This is a genomic window from Streptomyces sp. NPDC048718 (assembly GCF_043198875.1).
Lineage (GTDB): Bacteria > Actinomycetota > Actinomycetes > Streptomycetales > Streptomycetaceae > Streptomyces.
The window spans coordinates 289,290-302,103 of the sequence record NZ_JBICVG010000007.1; the positions used below are offsets into that span (position 1 = coordinate 289,290).

General features: G+C 71.2%; 13 protein-coding genes. 7 read left to right on the plus strand and 6 right to left on the minus strand.

Translation table 11 applies throughout. The annotated features are described in order from the left end of the window. Positions 1–19: 19 nt before the first annotated feature. Positions 20–880 (plus strand): enoyl-CoA hydratase/isomerase family protein, encoded by an 861-nt coding sequence (locus ACGFRB_RS15995; protein WP_393243452.1) that lies wholly within the window; start codon positions 20–22, stop codon positions 878–880. Positions 881–1,025: 145 nt separating this feature from the next. On the opposite strand, the gene ACGFRB_RS16000 is transcribed toward ACGFRB_RS15995, so the two are convergent. After that, complete coding sequence (locus tag ACGFRB_RS16000) at positions 1,026–1,313, minus strand: hypothetical protein (protein WP_363006944.1); 288 nt, start codon at positions 1,311–1,313, stop codon at positions 1,026–1,028. A gap of 231 nt (positions 1,314–1,544) precedes the next feature. Between ACGFRB_RS16000 and ACGFRB_RS16005 the strand changes: the two genes are divergently transcribed. The 4 genes from ACGFRB_RS16005 to ACGFRB_RS16020 all read left to right on the plus strand — a co-directional run bounded on the left by ACGFRB_RS16005 (position 1,545) and on the right by ACGFRB_RS16020 (position 6,030). Further along, positions 1,545–2,672 carry a diguanylate cyclase domain-containing protein gene (locus ACGFRB_RS16005; protein WP_393243454.1) on the plus strand — a complete coding sequence of 376 codons (1,128 nt, stop codon included), beginning with the start codon at positions 1,545–1,547 and terminating at the stop codon, positions 2,670–2,672. A 264-nt stretch (positions 2,673–2,936) separates the two neighbouring features. After that, positions 2,937–3,389: a hypothetical protein gene (locus tag ACGFRB_RS16010; RefSeq protein ID WP_393243661.1), complete on the plus strand. Its 453-nt coding sequence runs from the start codon at positions 2,937–2,939 to the stop codon at positions 3,387–3,389. Then, positions 3,389–5,467, plus strand: coding sequence for a hypothetical protein (locus tag ACGFRB_RS16015; protein WP_393243456.1), 2,079 nt, complete (start codon positions 3,389–3,391; stop codon positions 5,465–5,467). The genes ACGFRB_RS16010 and ACGFRB_RS16015 overlap by 1 nt, the downstream gene beginning before the upstream one ends. Then, on the plus strand, positions 5,467–6,030 hold the full coding sequence (locus ACGFRB_RS16020; protein WP_393243458.1) for a hypothetical protein: 564 nt from the start codon (positions 5,467–5,469) through the stop codon (positions 6,028–6,030). Before ACGFRB_RS16015 ends, ACGFRB_RS16020 begins: the two co-directional genes overlap by 1 nt. 383 nt (positions 6,031–6,413) lie before the next feature. Here the strand turns inward: ACGFRB_RS16020 and ACGFRB_RS16025 are convergent, their stop codons facing one another. Then, complete coding sequence (locus ACGFRB_RS16025; protein ID WP_393243460.1) at positions 6,414–7,499, minus strand: hypothetical protein; 1,086 nt, start codon at positions 7,497–7,499, stop codon at positions 6,414–6,416. A 155-nt stretch (positions 7,500–7,654) separates the two neighbouring features. On the opposite strand from ACGFRB_RS16025, the gene ACGFRB_RS16030 reads away from it, so the two are divergent. After that, positions 7,655–8,221, plus strand: a complete 567-nt coding sequence (locus ACGFRB_RS16030; protein ID WP_393243462.1) for a nitroreductase family protein — start codon at positions 7,655–7,657, stop codon at positions 8,219–8,221. A gap of 149 nt (positions 8,222–8,370) precedes the next feature. On the opposite strand, the gene ACGFRB_RS16035 is transcribed toward ACGFRB_RS16030, so the two are convergent. The 3 genes from ACGFRB_RS16035 to ACGFRB_RS16045 form a co-directional block, all read right to left on the minus strand. Beyond that, positions 8,371–8,574, minus strand: a complete 204-nt coding sequence (locus tag ACGFRB_RS16035) for a hypothetical protein (protein WP_363006964.1) — start codon at positions 8,572–8,574, stop codon at positions 8,371–8,373. After that, positions 8,571–8,888, minus strand: a complete 318-nt coding sequence (locus ACGFRB_RS16040) for a hypothetical protein (RefSeq protein ID WP_393243465.1) — start codon at positions 8,886–8,888, stop codon at positions 8,571–8,573. Before ACGFRB_RS16040 ends, ACGFRB_RS16035 begins: the two co-directional genes overlap by 4 nt. A gap of 284 nt (positions 8,889–9,172) precedes the next feature. Continuing rightward, on the minus strand, positions 9,173–10,402 hold the full coding sequence (locus ACGFRB_RS16045; RefSeq protein ID WP_393243467.1) for a helix-turn-helix domain-containing protein: 1,230 nt from the start codon (positions 10,400–10,402) through the stop codon (positions 9,173–9,175). Positions 10,403–10,613: 211 nt separating this feature from the next. Here ACGFRB_RS16045 and hutH point away from each other — a divergent pair, with 211 nt between their 5' ends. Continuing rightward, a complete protein-coding gene (gene hutH, locus ACGFRB_RS16050; RefSeq protein ID WP_393243663.1) occupies positions 10,614–12,155 on the plus strand; it encodes a histidine ammonia-lyase in 1,542 nt (513 codons plus the stop codon). Between the two features lie 193 nt (positions 12,156–12,348). Here hutH and ACGFRB_RS16055 read toward each other — a convergent pair whose 3' ends face one another. Next, positions 12,349–12,720, minus strand: a complete 372-nt coding sequence (locus tag ACGFRB_RS16055; RefSeq protein WP_393243469.1) for a hypothetical protein — start codon at positions 12,718–12,720, stop codon at positions 12,349–12,351. Positions 12,721–12,814: the final 94 nt, after the last annotated feature.

Consider the following 12,814-nt stretch of genomic DNA (forward strand, 5'->3'; position numbering starts at 1 on the left):
GCTGGGAGGGCGTGCGGTCATGGCGGAAGAGCTGGGGCAGTCGGGACGGTCGGAGCAGTCGGAGCAGTCGGAGCAGTCGGGGCAGCCGAGCGAGGTGCGCTTCGGCGAGTTCGTCGCGGTACGGCGGGAAGGCGACGGCCACGTCGCCGAGCTGGTCCTGGACCGGCCGAAGGCGATGAACGCCGTCTCCTCGGAGATGGCCCGCTCCATCGGCGCCGCCTGCGCCGCGCTCGCCGCCGACCCGAACGTCCGGGTCACCGTGCTGACCTCCTCGAACGACCGAGCCTTCTGCGTCGGCGCCGACCTCAAGGAGCGCAACTCCTTCACTGACGCCGACCTGGTCCGGCAGCGGCCCGTCGCCCGCGCCGCGTACACCGGCGTCCTGGAACTGCCCATGCCGACCGTGGCCGCCGTGCACGGCTTCGCCCTCGGCGGCGGGTACGAGCTGGCGCTGTCCTGCGACGTGATCGTGGGCGACGCGAGCACCGTCGTCGGGCTGCCCGAGGTGTCGGTTGGCGTGATCCCCGGCGGCGGCGGTACGCAGCTGCTGCCGCGCCGGGTGGGCGCGGCCCGCGCCGCCGAGCTGGTCTTCACGGCCCGCCGGGTGGAGGCTGCCGAGGCGCGCGAGCTGGGCCTGGTGGACGTGCTGGCCGAGGACGCGCGCGAGGCCGCCCTGGAGCTGGCCGGGCGGATCGCGGGCAACTCGCCGGTGGGTCTGCGGGCCGCGAAGAAGGCCATGCGCCTCGGCCAGGGCCTGGACCTGCGGGCGGGCCTGGAGGTCGAGGACGCGGCCTGGCGGTCGGTGGCCTTCTCCGGGGACCGGGCGGAGGGCGTGGCGGCGTTCAACGAGAAGCGGAAGCCGCAGTGGCCCGGCGTCTGACCGGTGTCCGATCTGCGCCTGAGCGGCCTCTGAGCGGCCTCTGATCGGCCTCTGGTCGGTTGATGACTGGCATATGACCGGAGTACGGCCGGCGGGCGGTGACGTTCCAGTCGTCGTCGCCCGCGCGGGCCCGGCCGGATGCCGGTCAGTACCGCACGACCCACCAGCTGCCGTTGCCGAAGACGTCCTCGCACTGGTAGTCGTGCTCCTCGTCCTGCTCGGCGTACCGCTCGGCGGCGGGCTCGCAGGTCTCCTCGTCCGGGTAGCCGCTGCCGGTGCTGCCGCCGTCCCACAGGCAGGTGCGGGGCTCGCCGACGTGGGTGGGCGGCGAGCCCGGGAGACAGTCCTGGGCGGCGGCCGTGAGGTCGGTGGACGGGAAGGCGAAGGCGGCGAGAGCGGCGGCGGCGGTCACCGCGAGCAGGGTCCGCTTCATGGATGACACCTCTCAGGGGGCGTGAGTGCGGGCGCGGCGCCGCAGGTCCGAAGGGGCTGGGGCCCTGGGGGCCCGGGGGAGTCGCCTCCCCTCGGCGGGAGCGCCGGAATGGGCATCGGCGCGGGCGGGGCCCGGCTTGAGCGCCCGCCCGGGGGTGCCGTCTCCCCTCCGGTGTGACTTTTCGTGACGCCCCGGAAGGGAAAACGAATCAAACGTCCCTAAGCTGGAGGAATGGGTGAGGACGTGCGACTCCGGGCCGTCGTGGCGCTGGCACAGGCGATGTCGGCGGCGCACACTCCGCGCGAGTTCTGGCTGGCCGGCGCGCAGGGCGCGTGCGACGCGCTGGGCGGCGACTTCGCCGCGCTGTCCGTCTGGCAGCGGGACAGGGGCCGGCTGAAGGTCCTGGTGAACGCGGGGGCGCGGGCGCCGGGCGAGGAGGAGTTCCCGGACTCCGAGACGTATCCCGTGCACCACTTCCCGGAGATCACCGAGTTCCTGCACGAGCAGTGGGCGGGCGGCGGCGCCCCGGACGCCTGGGTCGAGACGGCCGACGACCGGGTGCCGACCGCCCGGGTCGCCGGCCTGCGGCGGCGCGGGCGCGGCAGTTGCGTGGTCGCGCCGGTCGTGCTGCACGGCAGGGCCTGGGGCGAGCTGTACGTGGCGAGGCCGGCCGGCGCGCCGCCCTTCGACCGGGACGACGCCGAGTTCGCGACCGTCCTCGCGGCGGTCGTCGCGGCCGGGATCGTCCAGGCCGAGCGGCTGGCGGAGGTCCGTAAGCTCGCCTTCACCGACCCGCTGACCGGCCTCGCCAACCGGCGCGCCGTCGACACCCGGCTCGACGAGGCCATCGAGCGCTACCGGGCCGACGGCTCCGTGGTGAGCCTGGTGGTCTGTGATCTGAACGGCTTGAAGAGCGTCAACGACACCCACGGGCACGCGGCCGGCGACCGCCTGCTGGAACGATTCGGCTCCGTACTCTCCCGCTGTGGCGCCATGCTGCCCGGCGCCCTCGCCGCCCGGCTCGGCGGCGACGAGTTCTGTCTGCTGACCGTCGGCCCCGGTGCGGACGAGGTGGTCGCGGTCGCTGAGGAACTGTGCGTACGGGCGGCCGAGTTGGAGACCGGTGAGGGCGTTGCCTGCGGGGTCGCGTCCACCGGAGACCCGATCGGCCCGCTGAAGTCCGCCCGCCGTCTGTTCCGTCTCGCCGACGCGGCCCAGTACCAGGCGAAGGCCGCCCGCTCCAGCAAGCCCGTGGTCGCGGGCCGTGACGGCACCGTCGTCCCCCTCGCCGACGCCCCGCCGGAGACCCGCGACCGCCGCCGCTTCCGCGACGCGCCGCCGGTGCGGCCGGAGTCGTAACGCCGCCTGGCCGTCGGGTCGCCAAGGCCATCGGGTGCCCGGTGCCCGGTGCCCGGTGCCCGGTGCCCGGTGCCCGGCGCCTGGAAGGCAGGCGCGGGTACCCGGGGCGAAGATCAACGTCCTGTCACAGCTTCGTCATTCTTTCTACGCGACTGTCGAACGAGATCAACTTCGGCACTACGGTCTTGGGTTCGAATGCCGGGCTGAAAATCGACGGCTTCTGTCCGGAACGGTGATGTGGCGCAACCATGGGGGAAGGGTCCGATGGCCTGGGACGAGTGGAATCAACTCAAGGAGAATGCCGCCCAAAAGGGAAACACGGCGATGCGGCTGAACCGTGTGCCCGACAGCGACGGCCCGAGCGGACCGCCGCCCGGCGGCGACCTGGCGGTCGACCAGCAGGACCTCGCCGCCGTGGGCGACGCGGCGTACCGCCTCTTCGACCGTCTGGGCAGGCAGGGCCGTGACGCCTGGTCCGCCAGCCAGACCGCCGCGCAGGGTCTGCGGACCCAGGGGTTCGCCCTGGGCGACGCGCTCGACCATGTGCAGGAGCGCTGGGAGGCGCAGCTCAAGACGCTGCTCGACGCGTGCGCGCACGTCTCCAACCACATGGACTTCACGCAGGGCGCGCACGCCGGCGACGAGCACTACATCTACGGCACCGTCAGCAGCATCGCGACCCTGGATGCCGGCTTCACCGAGAGGACGCAGCGCTGATGGACATCGACACGTTGCGCAACGGCGACTTCGCCCAGCTCGCCGCGGCCGTCACCGCCTGGAAGGCCGTGGTGACCAACCTGGAGTCGCTGGACAAGGACGCGCGCGAGGACATGAAGGCCAAGGCCGACAAGGCCAAATGGACCGGTGTGAACGCCCAGGTCTCCCGTGAGTTCATCACCAAGACGGCGCACGAGTTCACCGACGCGCACACCGAGGCCAAGACCATCTACGACATCCTCCACGACACCCACGGCGAGTTGGTGAGCTACAAGCAGCAGCTCGACCAGGCCCTGGAGCGCGGTCGCGCGAAGAACCTCACGGTGACCCGGATTCCCGGCGGCTTCACCGTCACGATGATGGTCCACCCGGACCGCGCCGCCGCGGGCTACGACGTCCCGGACCACTCCACCCAGGACGCCGAGCAGCTCCGGGACGACGTGAAGGTCATCCTGGACCGGGCCACGGAGAGCGACTCGACGGCCGCCGCCGTCCTGCGCGCCATCGTCGACCAGGCGCAGACCGGTTTCTCGGGAGCGAAGTACGGCGACCGTGACTCCGCGGTCGAGGCGATGCGCAAGGCCGACGAGGCGGCCAAGCTCATCAAGGAGAAGGGCGACACGATGTCGCCCGAGGAGTTCCAGAAGCTGAACGGGCTGCTCGCCTCGTACAAGGACGACCCCTTGTTCCAGGAGAGGTTCGCCACCGAGGTCGGCCCGAAGAAGATGCTGGAGTTCTGGGCGGACCTGTCGAGCCCGGACTCCACCAAGGACCTGACCCGCACGCAGTTCGACTCGCTCGGCGACTTCCAGAAGAACCTGGGCTACGTCCTCGGCGGTGCCACCCAGTCCGACAGCCCGGCCATGCGGAAGTGGGAGGACGACATGCTGGCCGCGGCGGGGCAGCGGTACAAGACCGGTCACATGGGCGAGATCTACGGGTACCAGCTCATGAGCAGCCTGATGCGCACGGGTGACTACGACGACCAGTTCCTCGCGCGCTACGGCGACAACCTGGTGGCCGAGGAAAAGAAGATGAAGCACCCGGAGCACTTCTGGAACAACCAGGCGATGACGAACTTCGACGGCAAGGAGTTCGGGCGCGACCCCATGACGGGCTTCATGATGGCCCTCACCAACAGCCCGGACGCGTCGACTGCCTTCTTCAACTCCAAGGATCCGCAAGACAACGCGGAGTGGGTGCTCAAGGGCCGTGGCGGGCACGGGTACTTCGACGACTCGCCGCTGGACAAGGGTCCCAACGAGGGGCTGGACGCGACCGGCAAGGCCCTGTTCGCCGCGGTGTCGGGGGTCTCCGACCCGGAGACGAAGGGCGTGTTCCCGGAGCACTCGCCGGAGCAGCGCGAGGTCTTCAAGAACTCCCTGGGCCTCCTGGCGAGCACCGGCAACGACTTCCCGTCGGAGATGCGCGACAGCATGGCGTACGCCATCGGCAACCACGGCGACTGGGCCCACGAGGTGATGAGCGACCCGGTCGGGCACCAGAAGGAAGCCGGCGAGCTCATGGAGGTCAGCAAGCAGATCTCGCGCAACAGGGAGGACTATCAGATCCTCACCGAAGGCATGCACCAGACGCTCGTGACCGACATCCTCACGGAGAAGGATCACCCCGAGGACAGCCTGGACCGCGCCGGACGGTCGGTCGGCTTCCTGGAGGAGGCCCGTTACCAGGCCAGGAACGACGAGAAGGACGGCGACCTCACCGACGCCTCGTGGAAGAAGGCGTGGAAGTACCACATTGTGGGTGGTGTCCTGAACGCGGCGGGCGGCCCCTGGGGCGACACCCTGCAGCGTGGTGTGGATGTGATCACCTCCGCGCAGCTGGAGGACGAGCAGGGCCGGATCAACAAGGCGGCCACCGACGACCACACCAAGACGTACCAGAACCGCAGCGGGGAACTGAGGGGCCTCGCGGACCTCTGGTACAAGGAGAACACCGCCTGGGCCGAGGACCCGCGGCACGAGGGCTACTCCAAGAACCACGGCGTCTACTCGCAGATCGAGGGCGCGGCCAACGACGGCAACAAGAAGGCCGAAGGGGTGTCGGGCGACCAGTGATGAACGCATCGCTTCGCCGCGCGTCCGGCGCGGCTCTCACGGCGTGCCTCGCCGTGTCCCTGGCGGGGTGCGGCACCGGCCGGGGCTACGAGGTCCCCAAGGAGTTGTGCGGGGTCGGCGTCGACCAGACGCTGTTGGACCCCTTCCTCGTCGACGGCGACAAGCTGGAGACCACCGGCGGCTCCCTGATCGCTCCCAAGGGTGGGGCGACCTGGGGGAAGTGCCAGATCAGCGTGGATGAGAGGGTGCTTCTCTACCTGAACGTCGAGAAGGTCGACAAGCTCTACGACCCGATGGCGAAGCAGGATGAGTTCCGCTTCACCAACCGGGAAAAGATGGACGGTCTTCCGTTCAAGGGCCTTGGGGCGCTGGGAGATTCCAGCGCCATGGTCAGTACGGGCTGTGCCGCTCCCGGAGCGGCTCCCGACGCCGATCATCTCGTCGTGTTCGTGGACGCGTCCGTGAAGCCCGCCGGTGACGCCGGCGAACGCCGCGCGTACATCAAGAACTACACCCTGGACTTCGCGTCGAAGGTGAAGAAGGTGCTCGGCTGTACGGTCTGACCCGGCCGCCTCCTCTTCCTCCTCCTTCGCGTACCGACTCTCCCGCGTACTGATTCTCCGTAATCCCGTATCCCGCAGCGCCCGGACGGCCGACTGTCCGGGCGACTCGGCCGGGCCGCCGCGCTCGGGCTCATCGGGCTCGCGTTTCTCGGCGTAGGACAGGTCTTCGGTACGGCCACGGCCCTCGCCCTCGAACGGGTTCCCCAGGCGGCCGGAACCGGCTCGGCCGTCCTCGGCACCCTTCAGAGCCTCCTGGGCGGCATCGCCGCACCTCTCGTCGGCCTGGGCGGCGCGCACACGGCGATGCCGCTGTTCGCGGGCATGTCGCTGTGCTCGCTTCTCGCCGTACTCGCGCTGCCGCTCACCGGGGTGCGTCCGGGTCCTCAGGCGGGAGCCGGGACGGGAGCGGGAGCGGGCGCGGGGTGGGAGGCGCACAGGGCGCAGAAGGTCTCGTCCCCGACCGGCCGGAACAGCATCGGTTGGACATGCCGTTCGCTCGCGCACTCTCGGGCGCCCAACAGCCGGGCTGACACGTGCCGTTCGGCGGGGGCGGGTGGGGACTCAGGAGGGGCGGGAGGCGGGACTTCGCGCAGCAGATAGCGGACGAGGCCGCCGGGCCGGTGTACGGGGGTGCCGTCCTTGGGCAGGCCGCGCCGTACGTGCTCGCGGACGACGGAGGTGCCGTGTCCGGCTGCCAGCCAGGCGGCGGCGAGACGGGCGAGTTCGTTCCGCATGCCCGGCGGGATGTGCCGCAGGGCGGGGGAGAGGGCGGGCAGCGAACGGATGAACTCACGGGCTTCCGCAGGCACTTCGGGGTCGGGGTGGGGGTTGGGGCGGGGTGCGGGCTCCGGCCTGGGAGGCGGCTCCGGCTCCGGCTCGGGATCCGACCCGTGCCCGGGATCCGGCTCGTACCCGGGTGCGTGCCCGGGATCCGGCTCGTACCCGGGCTCGGGCTCGGGCGGATGGATGGAGGTGTCTTCGCCAAGGTCTTTCTTTGGATGACCGTCGGTGAGCCGACCCGTCGGTTCACCGACGGCCGGAATTCCGGCACTCGGTACGGACTCTGGCCAGCGGGTCGGTACGGGCGTCCGCGCGAGGAGCTTGGCCGCCTCCTCCGCGCTCAACGGCTCGTTGGTCACGACCTGTTGAGTCGTCCACTGCCCGCCAGGCCCCTGGACTCGCCGCTCGTGGAGGTACCCCTCCGCCTTCAGCTGCCGCTTCGCCCGCGTGAACGCGCATCCCCCGATGTGGGCCCGCTCAGCCGTTCGGGACAAGGTCTCCCGCGTGTCCGGGGGCAGGGAGAGTTGCCAGGTGAGGATCCGAACGGCGTCGGAACCGAGGCGCGGATGACGGATGATCGCGTGCGCCAACTGGGAGAAGGCGCGCGTGGGCGCGATAAAGTGCCGGTACATCACGGTGGAAAGCTTCTTCCGCTCGTGCTTGAGGCCCTCGTGGATGGTTGCCGCCATCGCGGGGGCCGATTTACGGGCACAGTACCGCACGCAGAGTGCCTGTTAAGACACGCTGTGTAAATAGGATTCTGCTATCGGCGGGCCCGTCATGTCCGCCCCGGTGGCCGGTGGACAGCTGGAATATGCACGTGGGGAGCCGGGTTGCACCGGGAATGCGCCGCGACCTCGAACCGTCCGACGGTCTCCACCCTTTGCTGGCGGACCGGTTCAGCCCCTACCGGTTCGATCCGTCGGTCGCCGTCGACGACCGCACCCTCGGCCTGCTGCTGGAGGCCGCGCGATGGGCGCCTTCTGCCGGGAACTCCCAACCGTGGGGCTTCTTCACATGCCGCCCCGGTGAACCGGATCATGAGCGGGTGGTCCGCCACCTCGCCCCCAGCTCGGCCCGCTGGGCGACGGGCGCGGGCCTGCTCGTCGTCACGCTTACGCGCCGCCAGGTGGACGAAAGCGGCCTGACCTACTCGGAGTTCGCGGACTACGACCTCGGCCAGAGCGTCGCCCACATGACCGTCCAGGCCCAGGCGATGGGCCTGGCGGCTCACCAGTTCCGCGCCTTCGATTTGGAGGGCCTCACCGAGGAACTCGGCCCGGCCCCGGGCTGGTTCATCATCTCCGTGATCGCCCTGGGAAAGGCGGCCGACTCCCCGCCGGAGCACCGCCCCCGCCGCCCGATCGCCGACCTCCTCACCGCCCCCTGGCCCCCCGCCCCCTCCTCCTGACCGCGTCTCCGCCGGACCACTTGCCCTCTCTCCTCACCTCAGCGAGCCGTGAGTCCGCTCAGAGCTCGCCGAGGTCAGGGCGACCACGAGGGCGATGGTCGCGACGGCATCGGCGAGCGCCGCGAGCCGCCGCGTCGCTTCGCGTCGGGTCATCGGACGGCCGTGACGTTGTCCAGCGCCGTCGACCAGGCGATGCCGTCCGCAGGCTGGATGTGCGCGATACGGATGAGCCGGCCGCCGTGCTGCTCCTGGACGACGGCGGCGAGGATTCCCTCGCCCCGGCTGGCGATGTCCCGCACGAGGTGGTGGAGGAGGGGATGGTCTTGTGGGCCCTCGGCGGCGGTCCGGGTCATCCCTCGGGCCCCTCTGGTGTCTCGGTCTCCTCGGGCCCCGACACCTCGGGCCCCGGCGTCTCGGGCCACCGGTCGAGGAAGCGCTGCCAGCCGGCCTCGGCGCGGGCGCGTAGCGCGGGGCTCGGACCGGTCGACGGGTTGGTGGGCCCGAGGCGCTGCCCCTCCAGATCCGCCGAGGTGAGAGCGAGCGTCGTGTCGTGCGTCGCGCCGTCGTCGAAGTGGATCACGGCGGGCACCGAGAGCACGGGGAAGTGCGGGGTGTGCGACGCGTCCCGAGGAGGCCGCAGCGTGGCATGGGTGATGCTCGGGGGCACCGGACGCAACGTCGAGCCGTCGGCCGGCGCCGACCACTCGGGTCCGCCTCCGGGCGCCCGCAGGTGATAGGTGGTGGCCGGTCCGTCACCCGGCTGGGCCACCACGACCCCGACGCGGTCGTCGCGTCCGGCATCGGTGACGAGGCAGCCCAGTTGCAGCGTGGGCGGGTCGGCCGCCCCTGCCCTGCTTCCCGAGGGAGAGAACTGGGGGGGAAGGTTGTGCGGTCATGCTCCGACGTTAGGAGCGGCGAAGCCCTCGATTATGAGCAGGAGGAATACGACCCCTATCGATCCAGGTGAAAGCGGTCGGACATGCGGCGCAACGACTCGCGCGTGGCCGCTCGTTCGGCGTGGACGATGCTGCGGAGCGTGGAGCGGGCCATGGGATGGTTCCGGACCAGCTGGGGGGCGATGCGCTCGGCGGTCTCCAGCTCCCCGAGAGCCTTGCCCCGGGAGCCGTCCCAAAGCCAGGCGCGGGCCATGTCCATGTGATGGTGGCCCCGGCGGGAGTTGGGCAGCGAGTCGACCAACTCCGGGCTGGTGCGGCGGTTTATCTCCAGAGCCTTGCCCTGAAGTCCCATCTCCAGCGCGACGGCGATCGCGTGGATGTGTACGTTTCCTGCGGAGAACGTCAGCGAGTGCCGGTCGTACAGGGGCGGACCCGCGTAGGCGTCCATGCGCGCGGCGGCATCGCGCGCGTGGCCGATCCGGTCCTCCGCCTCGGCGGCCCGGCCCGCTCGCGCGGCCGAGACCGCCGCCCGGAGCTGGAGTGTGCCCCAGGCTCGTACCGCCAGTGGCTCGCCGCGCTCGTACTCCTGCTGCACCGAGGCGATCGCCTGGTCGGAGAGTGCCATGGCGTCCGCCCAGTCGGCGGTGGTCCACATGTCCCACACCCGCATCCAGTCCGCCACGGCCGGCAGGACCGGGTCCCCGGACAGGCGGGCCGACCACGCGGCCCGTTCACAGGCCATCGCCACCAGTTCCGGATGGCCGAGGGAGTGGGCGGCGGTGTGGGCGAACTTGCAGCAGATCGCGTAGACGGCGTACGCCTCCTCTCGCTCGTGCCCCTCTGATGCCTCGGCCAGGGCCCGTGCCTCGCGGAAGAGGTCCGGGAGGACGCGGAGGATCGCGACGCTGGACGCGGCGTCCCGGAGCCGGTGCAGCCGTGTCACCTCACGCCACAACTGCGCCGCCGGACGAGGGCTCCCGTCGAAGACGGGGGCGAGATCGTAGCGGCGCAGCTCCCGCAGGATCGACGAAGCGGCGGTCTGCCATTGATTGTTCTCGGGGGAGCCGGCGTAGGGCCTGCCGATCAGGTCGTTCGGGTGGACGTGCAGTTCCGAGGCGACCTGGTTGAGGAGCCCGACCCGGTCCAGCTCGATCACGCCGCGTTCCATCTTCGACACCCAGCCCTGTGACTTCCCCAGGGCAGCGGCGAGGTCGGCCTGCGGCATCCCGAGTCGTAGCCGCGCCCTGCGGACGCGCCGGCCGATCTCCTCGGCTTCCTCCAGCATCAGGACACCTCCCAGCCATCGGGCAGTCGGACGCGATCGTCATATGCCCGCACAGAGTTCGTCATCAGCACGGTACCCAGTGGGCCGCGAGGCCGAGACCGACGCGGGGGCCGGCGAGCGCCCGGTGCCCCTGCCTGCGCGGCGGCCGGCAGACGGATCAAGTCGACTAGTGACATGGGGCTCTTCAGTCCGTAGGGTGCTGAATATGGATATGCAGACTGTCGTCCTTGGGACGTCCGGCACCACCCCGCAGGACGTCGTCGCCGTCGCCCGCCACGGTGCGCGCGTCGAGCTGTCATCCGACGCCGTCGCGGCGCTCGCCGCCGCCCGTGCCACCGTGGACGCGCTCGCCGCCAAGCCCGAGCCGGTCTACGGCGTCTCCACCGGGTTCGGTGCCCTGGCCACCCGTCACATCGGCCACGAACTGCGCGCCCAGCTGCAGCGCAACATCGTCCGCTCGCACGCCGCCGGCATGGGCCCGCGCGTCGAGCGCGAGGTCGTCCGCGCGCTGATGTTCCTGCGGCTGAAGACCGTCGCCTCGGGCCACACGGGTGTACGGCCCGAGGTCGCCCAGACCATGGCCGACGTCCTCAACGCCGGGATCACCCCGGTCGTCCACGAGTACGGCTCCCTCGGCTGCTCCGGCGACCTCGCCCCGCTCTCCCACTGCGCGCTCGCGCTCATGGGCGAGGGGGACGCCGAGGGCCCGGACGGCGTGGTCGCGCCCGCCGGCGAACTCCTGGCGGCAGCCGGCATCGAGCCCGTCGCGCTCAAGGAGAAGGAGGGCCTCGCCCTCCTCAACGGAACCGACGGCATGCTCGGCATGCTGATCATGGCCCTCGCCGACCTCGACACCCTCTACAAGTCGGCCGACGTCACCGCCGCCCTCTCCCTCGAAGCGCTCCTCGGCACCGACAAGGTCCTCGAACCCGAGCTGCACGCCATCCGCCCGCACCCCGGCCAGGCCGCTTCCGCCGCCAACATGCTCGCCGTGCTCAAGGGCTCCGAGCTGACCGGCCACTACCAGAGCGGCGAGGCCCCGCGCGTCCAGGACGCCTACTCGGTGCGCTGTGCCCCGCAGGTCGCCGGCGCCGGCCGCGACACCCTGGCGCACGCCCGGATGGTCGCCCAGTACGAGCTGGCCGCCGCCGTCGACAACCCGGTGGTGCTCGCCAACGGCGAGGTCCGCTCCAACGGCAACTTCCACGGCGCCCCCGTCGCGTACGTCCTCGACTTTCTCGCGATCGCCGCCGCCGACCTCGCCTCCATCGCCGAGCGTCGCACCGACCGGCTGCTCGACAAGAACCGTTCGCACGGCCTGCCGCCGTTCCTCGCCGACGACGCCGGCGTCGACTCCGGTCTGATGATCGCCCAGTACACGCAGGCCGCCCTGGTCAGCGAGATGAAGCGGCTCGCCGTCCCGGCTTCCGTCGACTCCATCCCGTCCTCCGCGATGCAGGAGGACCACGTCTCCATGGGCTGGTCCGCCGCCCGCAAGCTGCGCACCACGATCGACAACCTCACCCGGGTCCTTGCCGTCGAGCTGTACGCGGCCACGCGCGGCATCGAACTCCGCCACGGCCTGAGCCCGGCGCCCGCCTCCGCCGCCGCCATCGCGGCCCTGCGCGCGGCCGGCGTCGAGGGCCCCGGCCCGGACCGCTTCCTCGCGCCCGACCTGGCCGCCACCGACGCGTTCGTCCGTGCGGGCCGGCTGGTCGCCGCGGTCGAGCCGGTGACGGGGCCGCTGGCGTGACCCGGCACTCGTAAACCCGTAAACCCGTAACCCCTGACCCTGATTCGTCACCTGTGGTCCTCTGGCCTCACTCCTGGGGGTGACAGGGAGGTGACATGGGGGGGAAGTGAGGGCCGTCCCGTACGGGGCGGCCCTTCGCCGTGCTCGCGGCGCACGCGGTACGGGGCTCACGCCCGGCGGGGGCCGCCATGGGTCAGGTGCGGGGGCCGCCGAAGCGCCGTGTCGCCAGGGTGACGGAACCGGCGCCCACACCCAGCAGGATCGTTCCGGCGAGGACGTACGGCGTGATGTCGGTGCCGATGGCGCGCGAAAGCCGCTCAGGCTCCTCGGCCGTGCCCGTGCCCGTGCCCGTGTCCGCGTTCTCGTCATCGTCGACGTCGGCCGCACCAGCCGTGCCGGCCGAACCCGACATGCTCGTCAGGTCCGCCATGTCCGCCACGGACGAGCCGGAGTCGTCCACCGGGCTCTGTTCGCCCGCGGTCTTCGCGGACGGTACGAACCACAGCGCGCAGAGCAGTGTCCCCGCCGCTACGGCGGTGAGCAGCGGGCGTCGTGCGACGGACACGATTTTTCGATCCCCCTTGCGGAAACCCGGAATTGACGGGTACTTCGATGCTAATGAACGCAGCGGGTCGCGCGAAATCCGAGCCGCCCCGGCG

What these genes read in the sequence shown, in the direction of transcription:
- hutH (WP_393243663.1), top strand. Translation starts at nt 10,614, where the DNA reads ATGCAGACTGTCGTCCTTGGGACGTCCGGCACCACCCCGCAGGACGTC.
- ACGFRB_RS16030 (WP_393243462.1), top strand. Translation starts at nt 7,655, where the DNA reads ATGCGCCGCGACCTCGAACCGTCCGACGGTCTCCACCCTTTGCTGGCG.
- ACGFRB_RS16000 (WP_363006944.1), bottom strand. Translation starts at nt 1,313, where the DNA reads ATGAAGCGGACCCTGCTCGCGGTGACCGCCGCCGCCGCTCTCGCCGCC.
- ACGFRB_RS16025 (WP_393243460.1), bottom strand. Translation starts at nt 7,499, where the DNA reads ATGGCGGCAACCATCCACGAGGGCCTCAAGCACGAGCGGAAGAAGCTT.
- ACGFRB_RS16010 (WP_393243661.1), top strand. Translation starts at nt 2,937, where the DNA reads ATGGCCTGGGACGAGTGGAATCAACTCAAGGAGAATGCCGCCCAAAAG.
- ACGFRB_RS15995 (WP_393243452.1), top strand. Translation starts at nt 20, where the DNA reads ATGGCGGAAGAGCTGGGGCAGTCGGGACGGTCGGAGCAGTCGGAGCAG.
- ACGFRB_RS16020 (WP_393243458.1), top strand. Translation starts at nt 5,467, where the DNA reads ATGAACGCATCGCTTCGCCGCGCGTCCGGCGCGGCTCTCACGGCGTGC.
- ACGFRB_RS16045 (WP_393243467.1), bottom strand. Translation starts at nt 10,402, where the DNA reads ATGCTGGAGGAAGCCGAGGAGATCGGCCGGCGCGTCCGCAGGGCGCGG.
- ACGFRB_RS16005 (WP_393243454.1), top strand. Translation starts at nt 1,545, where the DNA reads ATGGGTGAGGACGTGCGACTCCGGGCCGTCGTGGCGCTGGCACAGGCG.
- ACGFRB_RS16015 (WP_393243456.1), top strand. Translation starts at nt 3,389, where the DNA reads ATGGACATCGACACGTTGCGCAACGGCGACTTCGCCCAGCTCGCCGCG.
- ACGFRB_RS16035 (WP_363006964.1), bottom strand. Translation starts at nt 8,574, where the DNA reads ATGACCCGGACCGCCGCCGAGGGCCCACAAGACCATCCCCTCCTCCAC.